Genomic DNA, 21660 nt, shown 5'->3' on the forward strand with positions numbered 1-21660 from the left:
ACAGGTTTCAGATTTAGTTTGCACTTTGAGTGTTTACTTCAAATCTTTCAGGGTGCTTTCAATCAATTTTTGCAAAGAGCCCTGTAAGCAGTATAATGGCGCTTCCGAAAAATACAGTCTCATAACCGAAGGGTTCAAGAAAAAAACTTCCAATAACCGGACCCAGTCCGAGTCCTGCATAAATTCCTGTATTAAAAAGCCCCATTACAAAGCCGCTTGAGCTAATTCTGGAAACGGCCGTTATCAGGCCTACAACTGCGGTTCCCCCTCCTGCTCCTATAAGGAAGAAAGCTAGTAAAGGCAGCTTTACCGAAAGGACAATACCTGCAACTGCAAGGACTATTCCAGCCCTTACTATATTTTTATAATTGATGTTTACTCTGCCTGCAATCAGGGAACTCAGCATTGCAGCCAGATAAGAAGCTGAAATTGCCAGCCCGAGTTCTGGTTTTGTCAGAAAGCCAGCACTGTAATCTGCATAGTTTGCGCTCAACAGCCCTGTGGTCCCATAAAGAAGTACTGAAATTGCCCAGATCTTTCCGAAATCGGTCTGAAACAGAGTTTTCCTGGCTTTTTGCAGGTAACTTTTTAATTCGGGAAGTAAAAGCGTTCCCTGCTGGTTTTTTATAGAGTTTTCACTTTCTGAACGCTTAAAGTATTTCCCGTTACTGTCAGGAGACAGCAGTTCTCCGGCTTTCGAGAGGAGGAGAAGGCAGGAAAGCCCTGCAAGAATCGTGAAGCTGGTTATTGCGGTTTTAATTCCAAACCCCGCAAACATTCCTGAGAAGAAAACACCTGCAGCCAGCCCACCATTTAACAGGAAATTGAATTCCCCAAGGCTTTGCTGGCTGTCCTTCCATTCTGCAATTATGGAAAAAGCTGCAGGAAAAAAAGCCCCGCAGCCCACTCCTTCCAGGAACCTGAAAACTCCAAGAATCAATGGGACGTTCGAAAATGCAATAACAAAACCCGATAAAGCAGTAAGAAGCATTCCGAATCTTATCACCTTCAGGTTTCCTATCCTGTCTGCCAGGATCCCAAGAGGTACAAGGGCAAGCAGAGCTCCAATAAAATACCCGGAGAACAGAAGGCTTGAGAAAACCCCAACATCTCCGCTATCTCCTCCGGCAAGTTCCGGAAGAACAGGGATTACTGCGTTTGAGAGTCCCTGTAGCGCAAAAACTGAAGAATAAAGCGTTAACTTTTTGAGATTCATAGACTTTCCTATTATTATATGTACTTAGCAATATGCTAACTTTCTACTCGATCTTTGTTTTTTCCTGGTTTCTAAAACCGTTTATTCTTGAAAAATACTCTTATCCTGAGTGCTACTATCATTCTAAAAAGTAGTTTTATTTTAAAAACGTCTAATGTTTCTAAAACGTTATCTTAAACGTAATCTTAAACGTAATCTTAAACGTAATCTTAAACGTAATCTTATTTCTAAAGGCTCTTTCTGAATAGCTCAGGAAATTCCATAGAATAAATATCTTACGCAAGGCTCTCTGCTATTCAATTAAAGGAAACTTATCGAACTAAAATCTGGTTAACACCCTACAGGGGGTCTTTAGTTCTTCAATATAATACCAACTGCAAGGATACACCCATTTGCTATAAACAGTTTTTCAAAACTCACAAAATCTACAAAAAACCCTGCAATAATCGGAGCAAGAGAAAGCCCTGCATATATAGTCGTATTGAAAAGCCCCATTGCAAGGCCTCTGTCAGCATTCATTCTGGCAACAGCGAGGGCAAAACCCACAGTTGCGACTCCTGACCCTCCACCAATACTTGAGAACCCCAGCAAGGGATATTTTATTGCAGAGAGAGCCCCAAAAGCTGAAAATCCCATTCCAATTTTAATTAAGTTTTTTTCCTTTACTTTGAAACGTCCTCCAAGCAGAGAGGTAATCATTGCACAGACATAAAGACTGGAAATCGAGATCCCAAGTTGGGCTTTTGTTATAGTACCCAGGCTGTAATCAGGATAGTAGGCTAGAAGCACTCCGATGGCTCCATTAAGCAGAAAAGAACTGAACCAAATCCCGAAATTGCTACGGCTGAGGAGCTTCTTAGTTTCTTTGTAAGGCTTTCGGAAAAGACCGGAACTTTTTAATGCACCTGCTTTCGCTGAGCTTTCAAGACCAACCAGGCCCCTGCATCTGGATAACAGGTAAGTGGTCAAAAGGAAAGTAAGAACTGTAAAAATCAGGATTGCTCCTTTCAGATAGGCGTCTGCCAGCATCCCTGAGAGAAAAGCTCCTGTCGCCAGGCCAGCATTGAAAAGAAAAGTCAGCTCTCCTAAATAGCGCCCTGGATTACTGAGTTTGGATAATATGGCAAAAGCAGCCGGAAGAAAGGCTCCACAGGCAGAACCTTCTATAAACCTTGCAATCAAAAGAATCCAGAGGTTTTCGGAAAGCAGAATTGTCAACCCTGAAATTACCGTAAGGATAATACCCAGTGCTATGAACTTAAAATTGCCGAACCTGTCCGCAAGAATCCCAAAAGGTAGCATTGTTCCCAGGGCTCCGAGAAAGTAGGCGGAAAACAACAGGCTTAAGGCGAACCCTCCATAAGAATTATTACTCAGGTCTGCAAGCTCCGGAAGGATAGGAATGACAGCATTCGAGAGTCCCATTATGGTAAAAGCTGCTCCGTAAATCAAAAGCCTGTCAAGATTCATAGGACTAAAAACCTTTAACCAGGTATATAGATTCTTGTCCGTAGTTTCCTGCCCTCAGCAGCTTTCGAAAAAAACACCGCTCACAGGTTAAAATGCCCTGAGACAATTTTTAAAGGTTCCTTCAACCCTTCACGGGATTTATATCCGTTGCATAGTTATAATGTATGTAAGAAAATCAAACATGGATGCTAAGCCTTAAGTTGACAATAGATCATGACACTCTTATTATAATAAATGAGATAGAATGCATAGCTATTTATATAATTAGTTTGAATAGGGGTAATGTGAGTAATGTGAGCGGGAAACTTTTTTCACATACCATACCCCCCACTCCCCATATGACCCCCCACTCCCCAACCCGCTCACACTACTTCTTCTTATCAATCTAATAGATGTCAATTGAATTTTTTTTCTTACTTTTTAGCTTATTAGTCCGTTATTTCTTTAGAATGATCAAAATCTTTTCTCATTTTTTAGCTTATTAGTTCACTACTTCTTAGTTCATTATTTCTTAGTTCATTATTTCTTAGTTCATTATTTCTTAGTTCATTATTTCTTAGTTCATTATTTCTTAGTCCACTACTTCTTAGTCCACTACTTCTTAGTTCATTACTTCTTTAAAATAACCCAGATTTGTATATAAATTGAGAAATTGCTATTAACTTTTCAGAATCCAAAGTTCCTTTTTCCTATACTGGAAAGAAAAAAGATAGAAGTACTCTCTAAAAAATAGTATTTGTTTTTACTGTAAAAAAGTTAAAAATAAGATTTGCTGCTTCGTAAAAGTCACTATTAAGGAAAAGCCTCACAACACTTGGTGTTGTAAGGCTTGATCCCACATTCCTTGTTAGCAGCTAATAAAATTCCTTAATTAATCATTTGTCGGAATTCTCATTCTGTAGAATGAACGCCAGACAAAGATCAGACCAACCAACAGGAATACGCCACCTACATAGGGAGCGATATTTCGGAAGGATTCGGAAATAGCGATTTCCATGGCTAACAGGCCAAATAGTGTGGTGAACTTGATGATTGGGTTGAGGGCAACTGATGAGGTATCTTTGAAAGGATCACCTACAGTATCGCCTACCACCGTGGCTTCATGTAAATCGGTACCTTTCTCCTGAAGGTCTACTTCTACAACTTTTTTGGAATTATCCCAGCATCCGCCGGCATTTGCCATAAACACGGCCTGGAACAGTCCGAATACCGCAATGGAAATTAGATAGGAGACAAAAAGCGCCACCGAATCATTTCCGGCTATTGGAGCAGAGAGACAGGAAAATGCCAGAGTAAAGGAGAATATAGTGATAAAAATATTGAACATACCCTGCTGTGCATACTGGGTGCAGATCTTTACCACTTCTTTTGACTTTTCCGTAGCTGCCTTCTGGTTGGCGTCTTCATCAAGCTGTATGTTCCTTTTAATATATTCAACTGCCCGATAGGCTCCTGTAGTCACGGATTGGGTCGATGCTCCGGTAAACCAGTAAATTACACAGCCTCCTGCTAATAGTCCGAAGATGGTATAGGGGTTAAGCAGTGTCAGAATTTCTTCAGGTTGTACTCCAAGAACATCTCTAATAACAAGAACCAAAGAGAAGATCATCGTTGTGGCACCAACCACAGCTGTACCTATTAAGACCGGTTTGGCTGTAGCCTTAAAGGTATTTCCTGCTCCGTCATTTGCTTCCAGGTAATGTTTGGCTTTATCAAAATCCGGTTTGAAGTTAAATTCTCTCTGGATCTGCTCCTTAATTTTGGGAATTGTTTCTATAAGTGACAGCTCGTAAATTGACTGAGCGTTATCTGTTACAGGTCCATAACTGTCAACTGCTATGGTAACAGGGCCCATGCCAAGCATCCCGAAAGCTACCAGTCCGAATGCGAATATGGAAGGATAAATCATTATGTCACTTAAACCATACCCGCTAGCATAGTAGGCAACGAACATAAGCAAGAAGAAGACCATACCGATCCAGAATGCACTGAAATTGCCTGCGACCAGTCCGGAAAGAATATTCAGAGACGGACCGCCTTCTCTGGAAGCTTTGACAACTTCGGCTACATGCTTGGAATTCGGGCTGGTAAAGATTTTGGTAAATTCGGGAATTAAAGCCGCTCCCAGGGTACCGCAGCTTATTATTATTGAGAGTACCAGCCAGAGGTTCTCCAGCGCGACAGGCACTCCGGAGCTAGGTCCCAAGATGTAATAACTTACGGCAAAGGTTCCGATTATAGAAAAAATAGAGGTAATCCATATTAGACTGGTCAGTGGCTGTTCAAAATCAAAATCATCTTTGCTGCCGAATCTTGCCTGGCTGAGTGCCCTATTGATATAGAAAGAGGCTACGGAAGTAATGATCATGAGTATACGCATGACAAAGATCCAGGTAAGTAGGATGCCTGTCAGGTCGGGCTGTACAGCCAGAACTATGAAAGAGACAAGGGCGACTCCGGTTACACCATAAGTTTCAAATCCATCTGCAGTTGGTCCTACGCTGTCACCTGCATTATCTCCAGTACAGTCAGCAATAACACCTGGATTACGAGGGTCATCTTCCTTTATACCAAAAACGATTTTCATCAGGTCGGAGCCGATATCTGCGATCTTGGTAAATATTCCGCCTGCAATACGTAAAGCGCTGGCTCCCAGAGACTCTCCTATTGCAAAGCCTATAAAGCTTGAACCGGCCAATTCTCTAGGAACAAACAGCAGTATAATTAACATCATTATCAGCTCAACACAGACCAGAAGCACGCCTATGCTCATCCCTGCATCAAGAGCGATATTTAATAGTTTAAGAGGTTTTTTCTCCAGAGAAACAAATGCTGTTCTGCTGTTGGCCAGAGTATTCATACGAATGCCATACCAGGCGACCGAGTAAGAACCCAGTATCCCTAAAACGGTCCAGGCCATGATAAGCAGTACTCCGCTCAGATGCATTTTCTGAAGGAAGCCAAAGTAAAAGGCTATACATAAGCCGATGAAAACAAATAGTATGCACAGCAGTTTGCCCTGCTGGATAAGATAAGTTTTACAGGTCTCGTAAATTGTGTCGGCCACGTCCAGCATGGACTGATGGGCACCGATTTTTTTCACCTTCATAAACTGGTAAAGACCAAACAGCATGCCTAATACACAGACTACGATACCCCAGAGCAACAAATTATTTTGCTCCTGGCTTAAATTCGGAATTTTAAGATTCGCTTCACTGGCAGCTGCTATTGCCGGTGTTAGCGACATTATGGTCAGGCCAATAAGGCTTTCTAGTGTTGCCTTGACCACCTTATTTTTGGTTATAATCTCCATTTAGCCGATCACTTCTCTCATCACATTTTTGACAATAAATTGGTTAAAGGTTAATTTCAGTGGAAATGTAAACGATTATCTTTATGGTTTTGTGCAGTTTGTGGGGAGTTAGGGTCTTTTAAATGCGTTAAACCTATATAACTGCCCTTCCCCAGCATCCTTAAAACCAAGTGTTATTTCTATCCTGGCAGATGACTTAGACCAGACTTTCAGGCTTTTTGATTTGTGTATTATGGTCAGCGTGCGTATGTCTACACTACCACAATACACCTCATAACAAAACCTTCAAAAATAAGTCTTGAGTCTATAATTTGATCTGCGTTATTACTGATGCGCCTCATAGTGGAATTACCCCAAATGGAAGGTAGTACAAGGCAATTCGTGACGTACTCCTTGTCGCAAAGAGTATGCTTATGCACATCACAGGAATTATAGTAGTGATAGTTAGGCATGATCAGCAAAGTCAGCTCTAAAACTAACTTATAAATGTTCATGAGTCCTGAACCTATCATTTAATCCGGCTCGCAATTTTCTGATAATAAATTATGAAGTAAACTGAAATTTTGATTGTTAGCCTGAATTTGACAAAAGCGTAATCAGTTGCTTTTATATAAGCCTTTTTACCTTTGTCTGAGCGAGAGTTTCTGAATTGGTTTTCTAATAATTTTTCTTTCTCCTGATGGTATACTTCCAATCTGAGATCCAAACAAAACACAAATATATAGCATATCGTTTGGACAATATAAAGAAATGGAACTGAGGCGATAGAAATTTGCGGAAAGATAAACCCAGATAGTTTGTATTTAACGGGTCCGTTCTACGTTTTTTCAGTTAAGTTCCGATATACGTTTTTTCAGTTAAGTTCCTATATATATAAAGATATCGACAATCTTTTGATAAAAAAAAGCAACTCTATTTGTAAATTGCATTTTTTAAATATTTATATACCTATTCAGCAAGGTAATAAGTTTCCGGGTTCCTATACAAAACCGTGAAAACAAATTTTTCTGCCAGGTCGTTTGATTGATCGTTTTCGAATAGCCCGGTTGAAGCAGTAATTCCTCGGCCTGCATACCCTGCACCTGTTTCAGGCCCTTCGGATTCCACACACTTTATGCCATCAAAGCCCGGATGCAAGACAGTCTCAAGGTGAATTCCTTCACTTCCTTCATTTCTTAATGTATCAGGTACAGTCTTAAGGTTCAGATCACCAAGTACCATTCTGGTAGAATCTGCTTGCGGGTCGCGTCCTACAAGCAAAATTTTATTATTCACGGTAGAAAGGACTGCAGTAAGATTTTGCGTGGTAGTAGATCTTCTAATTTTATCTTTTCCATAGATTGCTATCTGTTCCATTTTTTGACCTTAGTTTTTATTTATCTCTACTTCGAAAATGAGGAAGTCGGTAACCGTTGTACTAGTTAATAGTATTTATAATTTCGCAGTACTTATAGATCACATTCTTTTTAAAAATTTTTGATTAATTTGACTAAATAAAGCTGTTGTACTATGTCCTTTTCAAACAATATTGATAAAAAAGAAAAATGTAACTTCTAAAGTTAGTTCCTAAACTCAACCTTGCTTCTTCAAACATGGTATTAGGAATAATTAAGCAAGTTTAGACTTTGAAATTAAAAAATCGGAAGAGTAAAAAGTTAAGAATTAGGAAAGTTAAAAAGAGAAAATTACAAAAGTTAAAAGGACAAAATTACTATCCGTATTTTTTCGGTCAAACTACAAAATAGACAGGCAAAAGTTAAACAGGTCAGGAGAGGTCAGTTAACTCCCCTTACCTGCAGTAGCTGAAACTCAATCTCATCCGGGACTGTGGCCAGGAATATAAAAGTATTGTACCCGAGTTTCTGAACTTCTTTAATTGCATTTGCCTGAACCTCACTCAAATCCCTTGTATCGCTTACGATGCAGAAAGATTTCCGGTTTCCTGTATTTACAAGGAAATTAAAAGCACTTCCATGTGTATTCAAGAACGTAACAAAATTTTTAAGTTCTTCCCAGGTACTGCACATGTGAATGTACTTAGATCCCATATTTTCCACGTACCAGTCCCTGCTCACGTAAGAGTAGGAAGCATACTGTTCATTCAGCTCATCAAAAGCTTTGAGGATTTTGTTAATATCCTTCCTCAAATTTACCCATTTCCAGCTCTGTGTTGTAAAATAACGGGCTGCCACTATTTCAAAAATTGCCTGTTTATCTTCATCTTCGAGTCTCATTCTTTCACTTCTTTGTTTTGTCTGTGTTTTTGCACTCAGAACGCATCGTCCTGAGCATAACTTCGGTTAAACTGCAAGGAAAGTTCTGCTTTTTCCAGTTCCCTTCCCAAGTATGCGGCATGATCCAGACGAGAGACCAGTCTCAGTTCAAGCAGTGTATCCATAACCTCTCTGGAATTTTTTCCCACAACTGAGGTCTTCTCGTGTTCAGCTACAATAAATCCTCCTTTTCCACTTATTCTGTCAGCTACTGTACGGATGCGGATAGGCCCTGCAGGATCTATATGCCAACCTTTTGAAGACCTGGCTTGAATAGCATTTTTCGGAAGTGGAGACTCCGGTCTCCTGCGTTTTTCTTTAATGCAGAGGAGATCAAGCCCGAGGTCTTTTGGTGAACTTTCTCTTATACCTGAAAGCATCATCATCTCGGAAGCCCTTTTTAGCTCCGTAATCGAACCCTGCGCCTTGTCACTGAACTCGGGGGTGAAAAGGATGCTTGCTCCGACCTCTACACCTATTCCACAAAGTACGGCATTAACTCCTATGGTATCCACATCCATAAGCTCAGTGACATTGCCAACTCCAAAGAACACGGGAATTTCAGGGTACATTCTGTGAAACTCATGAAAACGTACAATGGATTCGGTTATATTGTGACCCACTGGATCAAGCACAGGATCGGCTATAATTTTCTCAATTCCAAGCCTGCGGGCAGCTTCAACATTCCTGATAAGACTTTCCAGACTTCTTTCCTCATCAGGGATTATAACGACTGCAACTCCTGCCCTGGCAACGATCGGACCTGCAGTCTCAAGATTCGTACTGTTAAGACTCAGGACAAGGTCTGCTCCTGCTTCTATTCCTTCTCTAATCAGTTCGGAGTCAAGGGTATCTATGCTTACAGGAGTATCCGTGATAGTCTTTGCAAAAGATACGGCTCTTTTAGCCTGTTCCGGAAGGGTATTAAGGGTAGCCCCAAGATCGATTACATCTGCTCCCCGAGCGATGAAAGCTTCGATTTTTGCCTGGAGTGCAGGAGGGTCCATTTCCAGAGCCCCCACAATTTCTCCCATAACCTTCATGCGAGCCTTTCCTCCGAGTTTTACACCCCTGAGCGTAAAAGGAGAGGAAGCTTCTTCTTCGTTTTTCTTTATTAACTCAAGAGCTATCTCTTTTCGAACGTCAGCAAGGAGTTCACATGCAGGGATTTTGTCGGAAAATTCAATTTTTCCGACAAAGGAGAGCACAAAGCCAAGATCATAAGCGTGCTTTGGTCCAAGCCGGATTTTACACCCCAACACGTCGGAAGCTTTTGAAAAATCTCCTGCTACAAGCCCTGGAAGCAGAATAAGGTCATACACTTTCGAAAGCTTGGCTTCCTGAAATGTTTTAATTAGTTTTTTAGGAGTGATGAAGGCAGCAATATCAATATTGGCTACGAGGACATCGGCTTTTTCCCCGATTGCTTTCCTGACGGTACTTTCCGCAAGCCGCCCTGTTGCAATCAAAATTTTCATGTTTTTTAGATAGAAGCACTAATAAAAAAGAGTATCTGTTTAAAACTCATCGGTAAAAAAAGTGTAAAGAGTGAAAAGCCCTAATTTTTTAATTTTAAGAATCAGGACTTTTACCTGGACCTAATTTAATTTATAAAATCAATGATTGAATCGTCATGTTTCTTTCTAAGGGATCCTGAAGAATTCCTTAATCTGTCTGCCGTTACTCTTCCGAACCTTCTTTCCTTCATGGAGTCAGCATCGGTTGTTCTGGATTCCAGAATTCCTGCCTCTGCCTGAGGGCCCAGGATCTGGGCAGACTGCACACCTGTCATTATGGCCATTACCCTGACCTTACCTTCGTAGTCTTCCCTGATCCTTGCACCCCAGATGACATTTGCACTTGGAGAAAGTTCATAGGTAAGCATTGATGCTATCTCTTCGGCTTCCTTAAGGCTCAGGTCAGGCCCACCGGTTACATGGACAAGACTTCCGGTTGCTCCCTTGTAATCAACGTCAAGCAGAGGGTGATTTAGAGCAGTACGCACCACTTCAGTGCTCTTATCCTGATTTTTTGACTCACCTACAAGCATAACTGCAACCCCACCACAACTCATGATAGTCCTGATATCGGCGTAGTCAAGGTTTATCAGGGAGGGCACTGTGATGGTCTCTGTAATTCCCTTTACGGTCTCGGCAATTAGCTGGTCCATTACGGAAAAAGCCTGATCTATAGGAAGATTTGGCACATAATTAAGCAACCTGTTATTATCAAGGACAATTACGGTATCGGCTGCCCTGCGCAAATCTTCAAGACCTTCTTCGGCTTTGAAAATCCTGGCTCTTTCAACTCTAAAGGGACTTGAAACCATTCCTACAACAATTGCTCCCTGCTCTTTTGCTACTTCGGCAACTACAGGGGCAACTCCTGTACCGGTACCTCCACCTAATCCTGCAGTGATGAAAACCAGGTCGACATCCTTTAACACTTCTTCAAGTGTGCCCCTTGCAAGTTCTGCAGCTTTCTTTCCTGTCTCGGGGTAACCGCCTGCTCCCAATCCCCGAGTGAGAGTTTTTCCCACAAGGATCTTCTTGTCAGCTCTTACATTGTCAAGGTGCTGCTTGTCGGTATTAATACAGACCGTTTCTGCACCTTCGATTCCCATGTTATACAGACGGTTTACAGTGTTGTTTCCGGCACCGCCACATCCAACAATCATGATTCGCGGTTGTCCGAAATCTTCAAAATCATTATCAGAGGAAGAATTCTTCCGATATTCTTTCTCTTTTTCACTGAATTTCATTGCTTCCTGTACAAATGACTGCACTTCTATCCCCTCGACTGGATTTGTGTCTGATTCTTACATTTGACTCCCCACCCGTTACATCGGGGGTCACATATCTTTCAATACTCGGAGTGGAGTTATGAGATAACTTTCAAAATCTATTAAAGTTTTTCATCCGTTATCTTTAATAAGTTGGCACTCTGCCGAACTTAAACATTTCGGACTTATTTAAATGGTATTCTTAAATTGTTTATCAAGTTTAAATATGTCACCCATAACTCTCATATACTCACTCTTTTACTACCTTTAGCATTAAATTCTCAAAGATGAAGGGTGAGGGACTGCCAAAATGTTTATATATATCAACGTAACTTAGTATAGAAAGTTTTATTGTCCCAAGGCAAAACTCTCCTGATTACCTAAGTCAGGGCAATTTTCATATCTTCTTATTCTTTTATGCCATGCTTGACTTCGGGAACTAACACTACAATCTTGCCATTGGTTTTTGATAAAACATTCTACCAGATTCTTGTAATTAAATTAGACTGTTTATATTATTACTTTTAACTAGAGTTACCCTCTTAAAAACTGTTTCGGTATTGTTCCAGAATTTGGAAGCTCTTGCTTGATTCTTCAAGTAATGCTTTTTAAATTAATATAAATATTTCTATATTTATAGTCACCAGGTTTTCTCTTAAACTTTATTTATATAGAAAACTTCGAATAAATTTGTTTAGTATATAGTTTAGGAAGTACATTTGGAAAGGAACATCAAAAACTAATAGTGTTATAAAACCAGAAAAAGTATCAAATCGACAAGAAGTGCGTCAAAAGATAAAATATATAAATTAAAGAAAAAAAATATGTTAACTTATAGAAAAATTTCGTGAATAATAAAAGTACTTTAATGTCATGGTAAGCGATTTTAAATCAAGAAAATCAAGATAGATTGAAGAAAGAACGTCAAACAAACAAATAAATTTGAAATCGCAGGAAGTACTTTAAAAATATAACTCTATTGAATTATAATTTTAGTAAACTATAATTCAATTAAACTATAACTCTATTCCGAATTTCAGGGAAAATTTTAAGGCTTCAAAACCATTTTGACCTTAATCCCCAGGAATCTCAGTTAACCTAACCCAGGGATCTAAGTAACCTAACTAGAAATCTCAGTTAACCTAACCAGGAATCTCAATTAACCTAACCAGGAATCTCAATTAACCTAACCAGGAATCTCAATTAACCTAACCAGGAATCTCAATTAACCTAACCAGGAATCTCAATTAACCTAACCAGGAATCTCAGTTAACCTAATCAGGAATCTCAGTAACCTAACCAGGAATCTCAGTTAACCTAACCAGGAATCTCAGTTAACCTAACCAGGAATCTCAGTTAACTTGAGCCAGAAGTTCTGGTTATCTTAACTACTAAGAATAATGGCTACTTACTTCCCAGGAATCTTAATTTTCCAATCACCAAGCTTGTAATTCTGGAGTCAAAACCGTGTTAAAGGCATTAATTTTCGATATGGATGGCGTTCTCGTGGACTCTATGCCCTTCCATGCAGCGGCCTGGAAAAAAGCTTTCCTTGATATGGGTATGGAAATCCAGGACAAGGATGTTTATGCAATTGAAGGCTCAAATCCCAAAAACGGACTTCCTTTGCTTATTCAAAAAGCCAGAAAAGAACCAGAAGCATATGATTTCGAAACTATTACCTCAATCTACAGGAAAGAATTCAAACGGATCTTTGAGCTGAAAGCTTTCGATGGAATGAAAGAGTGCCTGGAAGTCCTTAAAACACGTTTTCTGCTCTCAGTAGTATCTGGCTCTGACCATCTCATTGTTCACGATATCATTGACCAGCTTTTCCCTGGTATATTTGATATTGTGGTTACGGGAGACGACATTAAGAACCCAAAGCCTCATCCCGACCCTTTTATTAAAGCTGTTGAACTCCTGAATGTGCAGCCGAAAGAATGCATTGTAATAGAAAATGCCATTCTTGGTGTAGAAGCTGCAAAAAAAGCCGAAATTTACTGCATAGGTGTTCCCACATATCTGGAGCCTTCACAGCTTGACAGAGCAGATCTTGTGGTAGGAGATCACAGACAGTTAATACAACATCTTCTAAGTATTGAACCGGATCACGGGTCCAAGGCGTGAAAAGGCTTAGTAACCTCTTCAAAAAAGAACTGGACCCCGAATGGGGTCACAGTAACCTTACGGTTTCAAGGTTTGTAAGTGCACGTGTCTCAATCTTCAGTTTCTTGTAAACCGAACTTGCCAGGTCAACACAGGCCTTTTCATCCCCATGCTCGGTAAATACCCTTTCCGGACGAGGCTGCATTCTCTTGATGTAGTCCATAAGCTGCCTTCTATCGGAGTGGCCTGAGAAACCATCAACTACCTGAACCTCCATGTTTAACTTGAGGATCTCAGTGCTTCCGCCCTTTCCTGCCATAGGGATTTCTTTCCATCCTTTCTGGATTCTACGTCCGATTGTTCCATCGGCCTGGTATCCTACAAACACCAGAGAGTTGCGCGGGTCTTCGGCAAAGGCTTTGAAATAATCCATAACCGGCCCTCCGTTCATCATACCCGAAGTAGAGATGATTACACAGGGGTGAGGATTCTGAATTATCTTCTGGCGCATGTCGTGGGAATCAACAGGCTTGAAGCATTCGGACAGGAAGGGGTTCTGGCCTTTCTGGAAGATCAGTTTTCTCAGATCGTTGTTCAAGTATTCGGGATGTGTAGCATGAATTGCCGTTGCTTCCCAGATCATTCCATCCAGATAGACCGGAACTTCAGGAATCAACCCTTTTCTTATAGACTCTTCAAGCACTATCATAACTTCCTGGCTTCGACCTACTGCAAAAGCCGGGATGATGCAAATTCCTCCCCTTTCTACAGTGTTCTTAACGACCATCTGCAGGTGCCTCTCGGCGTCCTTAAGTGAGGGCTGGAAAGCATTAGAATTCCCATAAGTAGCTTCACTTATAACAGTTTCAACTCTTGGGAACTTATTGACAGCAGGATCAAAAAGCCGTGTCTTCTCATATTTGTAGTCTCCCGTAAAGACGACATTATGGAGCCCGTCTCCAATATGGAAGTGAGAAATAGCCGAGCCCAGAATATGCCCTGCATTATGGAAAGTCAATTTGATATCAGGAGCAATATCCGTTACTTCCTCGTAGTCCAGAGGAATTGTGTGCTTGAGAGTTTTTGCTACCATGCCTGACTCGTAGGGAATCTTCTTCCCTTCTTTTGCTGCCACATCGATATAGTCAAGCTGGAGCAGCACCATCAAATCTCGTGTAGGGGGCGTGCAGTAAACAGGCCCTTCATACCCGTATTTGAAAAGTAAAGGAACAAGCCCCTGATGGTCCAGATGGGCGTGAGTAACTATCACGGCATCGATCTGATTTAAGGGAAAAACTTCAGGAACATAAAGGTAAGGAGTCATGTTTTCATCCGAACCTACATTGACTCCGCAGTCAATAAGAATTCTGGATTCGGGAGTCGAGAGCAGGAAACAGCTTCGACCTACTTCTTTGCAGCCCCCAAGCGATGTAACCCTTACCCACTGGTCTTTAGAGGTACACTCCTTGTGAATCTTCCTCCCCACCGATTTAAGGATCTCTTTTCTTTCCTTAAGGTTGGTTCTCATAAATTCCCTAACATTCTTAACCGTACGGGATTTGATAGGGGGAGTCCTCACAACCTTTGGAATCCAGCCAATCTGCTTTGTGATTTCACGGAGGGTAGCTCCATGCTTTCCTATCACAAGACCAGGCTTTTCAGCTTCAATAATTACTTCTCCGGAATCGGGGTCAAAATAATAGCTTGAGATTACGGATTCTTTTGGAACAACTTCTTCAATTATAGAAATAGAGTCTTCAGGAGTTGCAAGCACCCTGGGATCAGGGCGCATGGCAATCCGCGTTCTGAGTTCTTTTGCGAGGTTGCGAATAATGTTCCCATCGTCTGCAAATTTTCGGGGCTCTTCGGTATATAGCACAAGCTGAGGCCCTTCAAATTCCACATCGGTAATTGTAACTCCCGCGGGTAGGTTTTTCTCAATTTTATGTTTGAGGTCTAATAGCACATCTTCAATAGGCATCAAGAATCTTCCTTTTTGTCAAAAAATGAAAAAGTATATAGATATTAGAAAAAATAATAGATTGAAAAAGATGTTAGTTTAGTGTTAAAATAAAAAACCAACAGTTTAAGTTATTTAGATAATGAAGTTCTTATGGATTTTACTTCTTCAGGGTCCAGTCTTCTGAACGCCTCCTTAGTAATCACCACTACATCAATGTTTTCTCCGGATGCTGAATCCCTTTTAGTCGCATTGTGGATTGCCCGGATAGCAAGGTCAAGGCCTTCTTTTACAGTCATGTCTTCTCTGTACTGGTCTTCAAGTACTCCGTATGCCATGGGAGAACCGGAACCCGTAGCTGAGATCCTTGTCTCTTCAATACTTCCTCCAAGAGCATCAAGTGAGTAGATTCCAGGCCCGTTTTTGTCAACTCCTCCTATAAGAAGCTGTACCATCATGGGATAGTAACGGTTGGCATTTAAGAAGTTTGACATTAAAGTTGCAATACCTTTTATTGTCATAGACTCATTTCTGCGCATCTTGTAGAGCTGTGATTCTACATTTACGAGCCGCACAAGCTGCTGGGCATCCCCTACCGAACCGGCAGTGGTCATTGCTACAAGGTCGTCGATCTGATAGACCTTCTTTGCAGTTTTACTTGCGATGAAATTCCCCATTGTGGCTCTCTGTTCACTTGCGAGCACGATACCATCGGTACAAACTACTCCTACGGTAGTTGTGCCCTTTAGATATTTGTCATTATCCATAAACATACCCTCATAATAAGTTAAAAATGAGAAAATGTCGCTAAAAAAAATGTTTTAGTGAGGTAAGTATTTTTAACTTAAATAGCAGGATTTAGCACTTCATTATCTCATTATTAATATCGCTATATATAAGTTTTCCTTCTCTTTTTTATTGAACGCGTCTAAATTTAAATTCGAAAGAAGATTTGGCAAAATAATTTTATCTCTTTTCGTTTACAGGAGATTCAAAACTCCTGATATCCCGAAAAATAAAAGTTTAAAGAAAAAGTCTCTCGACCTCCTCAGCAAGTTTGTTTACTCTCTGAATCACATTTTCAGGTACTTCATGCTTACGCATGAGCTCAGTTCTCTCAGCTATAGTAATCCTGCTCGTTCCCTTAACAAGATTATCGGCATGGGCAACTATTTTTTCCTCAAGGCTTCGTGGGAAATAATCATCTGCCGGAAGCCCTAAGCCTCTTGCCTCTTCTTTAGAGATTCCCGCTCCGATATGTCTTTTTATTATTTCGGAAATCTCAGGATCGATTCCCTTGACCGTGGCTAGCCTATACCCTTCTACCGCATGAGCGATTTTATGAGTTTTACACCTCCCTAAATCGTGAAGAAGAGCTCCAACTTCCACCAGTTCCAGGTTTATATTGTGCCCTGATGCTTTTGCTTTATTTGCAATCTCAACTGCGAGTGATGCGACTTCCTTACAGTGTTCTATCACATTTGAAGCGCATCCGGTTTCCTCAAGCAGCTTTATTGCTTCGGCTCGGGTAGTCAAGACAGATCACTTATACTGAACTGAGAGCATCTACACGCTTTTTCAGGACATCAATAAAATGGGAGTTATCGTAAAAAACCAGGTCTTCTCCACACATGGGACAGAGAAACTCGGTTTCCGTAGCTTCGTCAAAAAGAAGGCGAACACAACCCTGGGGGCACGTATAGAAAACATTGTTTTCTTCGAACTCAAGGCGAGTCTTCAGGTTGCGGAGCAGTTTTTTCTTCTCCTTCATAAGCTGGTGCTCTATATCAGAAAAATCCAGGCGCCAGAGGTATGTTAACCACCCGCTGTTAGAATCTCTTTCCCTACGACATATTGCAAATTTGTTTTCATTTAATATGAAGAGAGTTCTCCTCACGGTATTCAACAGAACCTCGGTCTTTGCCGCAATTTCTTCATCCGTAACCTCGCCTTCAGGCATTCTTTCAATCATTTGTAGCCCTTCTTCCCCTACAAGGCTAAGGAGGTATCCTCTAATTACCTTGTCATGTATATCGACCAATATGTTCACCTCGCAAATGCCAGTATGAATTGGACATACCAGTATTAAAATTTACATTCCCCTTTTTGGAAACATTTCATGGAAGTATTTCTTACCAGAGATATTTCTTACAAGAAAAATTGAACTTTTTAAACTTTCAATTTTTGTATATTCTAGGCAAATCTCAGGCACCTTCAGTTTTTGTATGATTTTCAATAAAAGCCCTTATCCTGTTTGCCCCTTTTTCAAGCGATAGAACTGCCTCTTCCCTGGTAGAGGTACGCGCAAAAAGGGAAGTAAGAGGCCCATCAGGCTCTATAACAGTTCCCTGAGAGGGAACGTCAGCGCCTTTTTCCCTCAGAATGAGCTCCATGAGCTTTTGATCTATAAAAAGTTCTCGATCCGAGTAGATTACCCCTCGCGCAGCAAAACCTTTGGCTTTGGGTTTCTCAGGGAGTTCTCCTCTAAAGCAGCCAGCATGAGCTTCAAAAAGGTTGATGTTCATCGCCATCTCGACAGTGTCAAGACTTCCCTGAAACCTCGGGTTTATTTCAAGTACTACAGGACCTTTTTTTGAAGCCAGAAAATCCACTCCGTTTGAGCCTAGAAGCCTGAACTCAAGCATAAGTTCTTCAGCAAGGGCTTCCATTTCCTCAGCCTGCTCATTCCTGAAAGGGGTTATATTTCCGCAATAAACAAAGGGCAGCCGTGAAAGCCAGGGTATTCCTATAAGCTGTTCATTAACAGCTACTGACAGAGCTTCGTTCTTTGTAGAAAGCAAGGAAACACTTGAAGGTATTCCTTCCAGAAACTCCTGAATAACAACAGTTTCTTCCTTAAGCTCTGGATTTAGCCCGTGTAATTCCTCAAGGATAGCTAAAAGCTCCTGTTTACTCCTGGCGATTCGGTTGAAGACTCCTCCTCCACCTGAAATTGGTTTAATCATAACCGGATATTCCACTGCATCCAGTTCTTCCGGAGAATAGCAGCGTGGATGGGGGATTCCAAGAGCTTCAAGCTTTTTTGAGAGATAGAGTTTGTCTGAGGCCTTCTGCATCGCATCCGGACTGCTGGCAAGTACAGAGCAAGAAAAATCTTTATGGTCAAGCATTTCCAGTCCCGAACCCGGGACAAGTGCATCAAATTCAAGTCCAAACTCAGCCATCTGAGCCTTTATCCTGGAAGTCTTAAGCCGGTGCAGTTCCTGTATGGTTTTACACTCAAGAAATGAAGATGCATAGGCGCATTCCCGCAGGTCAAAATCACAGAAAGCGTCTATAGAACAGACCGTATAGCCAGCTCGACTTGCAGAGCAGACAATATTTCGGGTGTCAAATCCGATTACAAGGATATTCTGCATGTTTCCTCTTTCCGGATCATTCATTTCGCCTGCGGGATCTCGGAGTGCGACAGCGCAAAGATTCCATATGGGGTCTTTAGAACAGGAATTTCACTTCCTGATTCTGCATTGAACGACATCGGTTTCTTTATGGCTACCGTCTCATAAGTTTCAGGGTCAAGCACCAGAATTGCGTTATCTTCAATTGAGACCAGCACTGTTAAAACCGCATTCCCCATATTGCCTATTTTCTCTGCTCCTTTTAATTCTTCAGGAGTTGAGATAAATCTTGAGCCGTCCTCAAGGGAGGTTCCGTTAACTTTTTTTCCTGAGCTTTTGATATGAATAATCTTTCCTCTAAACCTTATCACATCCCCAGGCCTGAATTCAGGAAGACGCACAGAGAAAGTAACTCTGTAAAGATTCTTTCCATCTTTCATTCCCACAAGGGTAGGAGATTCGGAAAAGTTGCCTCCAAGCTCGGAAGTGATCAAACGGCAGACTTGCCTGCTGGCATTCATAGAACCCATATAAAGGTCTACTCCTTCCTTTTGCTCCACTATCTCACTTATAAACGCAAGCCGATCACCTTTCTTTCTCATACTGTCCATAGATTCCCTGGCGATAACCATACAGCGTTTTTTCTCTTCTTCGGTAGGAAACCTGCCTGCTGCCCTGATCTGGATAATCGCTTCAAAGTATCCTCCGGACTCTCTGCTGCACATATCGCAAGCTGTCCGCTGAATCCTGACCTCAGTCTCAGCTTCTGCATGCACCGGCTCTTCCCTTACAACCGCATCGACTTCGGCTCTCACACGATATATATAAGGCGTAATCTCTCTGGGTTCAAGATAAACTTCCACGTCTCCGGCTTCGTTGTGGATAAAAAGGGTATCTTCTACGGCCTTTAGTACCACATCTTCAATGTTACCAATATCTTCCCACCGGCTTCTATGGAAGTATGCTCCGCAAGCTGAACATATCCTTACATGGAGTACATGGGGCAATTCAATCAGTTTGAAGGTCTCAAAAAAGCAGTCCTTGCAAACTGAACCAAAAAGCCTGTAGCATTCTTTGCCGCATCTAGGGCATGTGATGAAATTCATCTTTAATCCTTACTTATAATCTTCTTGGAATAGCAATAGTCGTCTTTTTGAAATAGTAATAATAGTCTTGGAATGTAACAATCTTCCTGAACAATATTCTTCCTTGAAGAATGATTTTTGAAACTCTCAGGAAGGGAAATCTACAAGATAAGTTAAGCAATTGACCTAAATTTAAGCAATTGACCTAACTTAAGCAATTGACCCAAACTTAAGCAATTGACCTGTTAAATCTGCTCATGCTATTTAAAAATAGCTGGATTGCAAATTCCCTTTAATTTTTATTATCCCCAACTTCTAGAATATAAAACCAGCAGAAAATACATGCCATTTATTAAATAAACAGTTTTAACAAGTTTTGATTTAAAAATTCGTTTTAAGATTTAAGAACTTGTTTTAAACAATTATTAAATGAACTTGTTTTAAACAGTTATTAAATGAACTTGTTTTAAACGAATTTATATTAAATGAACATAAAATATATAGTTTAATTATATATAAAATGTATAGATTATATATATGTTTTGTGGACTACTCTCATCCTCAAGAGCCATACGAAAACGATTATTTAAAGAACTCTGTAGAAGAAGACTGGAAGCTCACTTAAAAAAGAAATCTCCGTGCCTAAAAGACACGGATCTATGTTTTTAATTCGCATTCGGATTTATTTCTTCGGAGGCCAGTTCTTTTCCATAAAGCCTGGGAGTCTTCCAGAGTCCATAGGACCAACAAGAACCTTTGCACCGAGTTTATCCTCAAGGTCACCCTGCAAACGAGCAGCAAGACCAGGAGTAATTACAGTATTGTGGTTAACATCCGTCTTGAGGTCAAAGCCAGACTTCTCAAAAGCATCCTTTACTTTATCAGCAGTCAACTGGCCGCCGGCAACTGCAGCTTCAACACCGATACCATCGGTGTTAACTGCAAGCAGATAGCAGTTGATCCCGTTTGAAGAAAGGTCGCTCTCGACTGTATAGTAAGTCAAAGCGAAATTTGTCGTGAAAAGCACTGGAGAATTCTCATCCGGAGTTCCTACCTTGTACATCTTGGAATCTACAGCAACAGGAGTTCTCGGGTCAGTATAGATAGTCTCGGCAAGGTGAACCTCAGGAAGAGTAGCATAGGGCTCAAGGCTGTGCAGAATCATAACATCGCCGTAACGGATAGTAAACACAGCAGCCATTGCGGTTTCCCAGTATGAAGCGCTCACAGGATCGGAAATACCGGACATCCAGGCAGTAAACGGAAGAGCAAGAATAGGATAGGCAATCTCGGTGTCTCCCATAATGCCTGCTCTCCTGATCTTAAGGAAGTTGGTAAAGCTGTCCTTCATACCCTTCCCGCTTGGATAAGTTCCAGGGTCAAGAACAATATTCTTAATACCTGCATCTGAAAAGGTCTTTGTAAGACTCTTCAATGTGTCAAGGTCATTAATAGCGGAAACAACTACAGGAACATTGTATTCAAGAGCAAGCTCACCTACTTCCTTCCAGTTATCCTTATTTGCAGCGTAGAGCAGAGGGTTGGCATCCTTTGCAGCTTCAAGGCCGGCTTTAAGAACAGCAGGATTGAAGGAACAGAAGATCATAGGGATGCCAACTTCGGAAACTTTCTTGACAGCAGCGGAAAACTTAGCAGGGTCATTGGAGACGGACCTGATAGCTACACCGTCAATAAGCAGATTGCGACCGACATAGAACTTCTTGAAGTTAGCAATGCTCTTTACCCTATCAACAAGGGCAGCATCTTCCATTGTGTCCGTCACATCAAAGAACATCTTAGTTTTGTTGAAGAAGGTCAGTTTATGACGGTAAAGAACATCGTCACCACCAATCTTGACTGCTCTATCGCCAACACCTATCACAACTTCACGAATCTCAGGAGCAAGAAGCCTGTCAAGTTCTGCGAGTTTCTTTGCAAACTTCTTCTCCTTAATAAGAGGCAGGCAGTCTGTTGTCTTCCCGGACCTATCAATCAGTTTGGAAGCAAAAGCCATACAGGTTGCTTCACCACATTCTCCACAGTTGGTCTGCGGCAGGTACTTGTAAGCTTCTAATGGGCTGTTTATCTTCATG

Annotated in this window: 15 protein-coding genes; 1 reads left to right on the forward strand and 14 read right to left on the reverse strand. The window is 41.1% G+C overall.

The features are described from left to right. Positions 1-58 precede the first annotated feature (58 nt). From MSBR3_RS14550 to ftsZ, 7 genes are all read right to left on the reverse strand, one after another. A complete protein-coding gene (locus tag MSBR3_RS14550) occupies positions 59-1216 on the reverse strand; it encodes an MFS transporter (protein WP_048108929.1) in 1158 nt (385 codons plus the stop codon). Between the two features lie 351 nt (positions 1217-1567). After that, positions 1568-2686: an MFS transporter gene (locus tag MSBR3_RS14555; protein ID WP_048108930.1), complete on the reverse strand. Its 1119-nt coding sequence runs from the start codon at positions 2684-2686 to the stop codon at positions 1568-1570. A gap of 871 nt (positions 2687-3557) precedes the next feature. Beyond that, positions 3558-5999: a sodium-translocating pyrophosphatase gene (locus MSBR3_RS14560; protein WP_155396831.1), complete on the reverse strand. Its 2442-nt coding sequence runs from the start codon at positions 5997-5999 to the stop codon at positions 3558-3560. A gap of 948 nt (positions 6000-6947) precedes the next feature. Continuing rightward, on the reverse strand, positions 6948-7355 hold the full coding sequence (locus MSBR3_RS14565) for a P-loop NTPase family protein (RefSeq protein WP_052723427.1): 408 nt from the start codon (positions 7353-7355) through the stop codon (positions 6948-6950). A gap of 419 nt (positions 7356-7774) precedes the next feature. Further along, positions 7775-8233: a hypothetical protein gene (locus MSBR3_RS14570; RefSeq protein WP_048108931.1), complete on the reverse strand. Its 459-nt coding sequence runs from the start codon at positions 8231-8233 to the stop codon at positions 7775-7777. A gap of 35 nt (positions 8234-8268) precedes the next feature. Beyond that, positions 8269-9750, reverse strand: coding sequence for a dihydropteroate synthase-like protein (locus MSBR3_RS14575; protein WP_048108932.1), 1482 nt, complete (start codon positions 9748-9750; stop codon positions 8269-8271). Between the two features lie 125 nt (positions 9751-9875). Beyond that, positions 9876-11057 (reverse strand): cell division protein FtsZ, encoded by a 1182-nt coding sequence (ftsZ, locus tag MSBR3_RS14580; RefSeq protein ID WP_048108933.1) that lies wholly within the window; start codon positions 11055-11057, stop codon positions 9876-9878. A gap of 1464 nt (positions 11058-12521) precedes the next feature. On the opposite strand from ftsZ, the gene MSBR3_RS14585 reads away from it, so the two are divergent. Next, on the forward strand, positions 12522-13184 hold the full coding sequence (locus tag MSBR3_RS14585) for an HAD family hydrolase (RefSeq protein WP_048108934.1): 663 nt from the start codon (positions 12522-12524) through the stop codon (positions 13182-13184). A gap of 46 nt (positions 13185-13230) precedes the next feature. On the opposite strand, the gene MSBR3_RS14590 is transcribed toward MSBR3_RS14585, so the two are convergent. The 7 genes from MSBR3_RS14590 to acsC all read right to left on the reverse strand — a co-directional run bounded on the left by MSBR3_RS14590 (position 13231) and on the right by acsC (position 21659). Continuing rightward, positions 13231-15144, reverse strand: a complete 1914-nt coding sequence (locus MSBR3_RS14590; RefSeq protein ID WP_048108935.1) for a beta-CASP ribonuclease aCPSF1 — start codon at positions 15142-15144, stop codon at positions 13231-13233. Between the two features lie 110 nt (positions 15145-15254). Beyond that, positions 15255-15890 carry an archaeal proteasome endopeptidase complex subunit beta gene (gene psmB / locus MSBR3_RS14595; protein ID WP_048108936.1) on the reverse strand — a complete coding sequence of 212 codons (636 nt, stop codon included), beginning with the start codon at positions 15888-15890 and terminating at the stop codon, positions 15255-15257. A 256-nt stretch (positions 15891-16146) separates the two neighbouring features. Further along, the gene (locus MSBR3_RS14600) at positions 16147-16659 is read right to left on the reverse strand and encodes an HD domain-containing protein (protein ID WP_048108937.1); all 513 of its coding nucleotides are present in this window, start codon (positions 16657-16659) and stop codon (positions 16147-16149) included. Positions 16660-16669: 10 nt separating this feature from the next. After that, positions 16670-17164, reverse strand: a complete 495-nt coding sequence (locus tag MSBR3_RS14605) for a transcription factor (RefSeq protein WP_048108938.1) — start codon at positions 17162-17164, stop codon at positions 16670-16672. Between the two features lie 163 nt (positions 17165-17327). Continuing rightward, a complete protein-coding gene (locus tag MSBR3_RS14610; RefSeq protein ID WP_230627515.1) occupies positions 17328-18527 on the reverse strand; it encodes an ATP-grasp domain-containing protein in 1200 nt (399 codons plus the stop codon). Further along, positions 18524-19588, reverse strand: coding sequence for a 60S ribosomal export protein NMD3 (locus MSBR3_RS14615; protein WP_048108939.1), 1065 nt, complete (start codon positions 19586-19588; stop codon positions 18524-18526). Before MSBR3_RS14615 ends, MSBR3_RS14610 begins: the two co-directional genes overlap by 4 nt. 661 nt (positions 19589-20249) lie before the next feature. Next, on the reverse strand, positions 20250-21659 hold the full coding sequence (gene acsC, locus MSBR3_RS14620; protein WP_048108940.1) for an acetyl-CoA decarbonylase/synthase complex subunit gamma: 1410 nt from the start codon (positions 21657-21659) through the stop codon (positions 20250-20252). Position 21660 lies beyond the last annotated feature (1 nt).

Origin of the sequence: Methanosarcina barkeri 3, assembly GCF_000970305.1 — an archaeon.
Classification (GTDB): Archaea; Halobacteriota; Methanosarcinia; order Methanosarcinales; family Methanosarcinaceae; genus Methanosarcina; species Methanosarcina barkeri_A.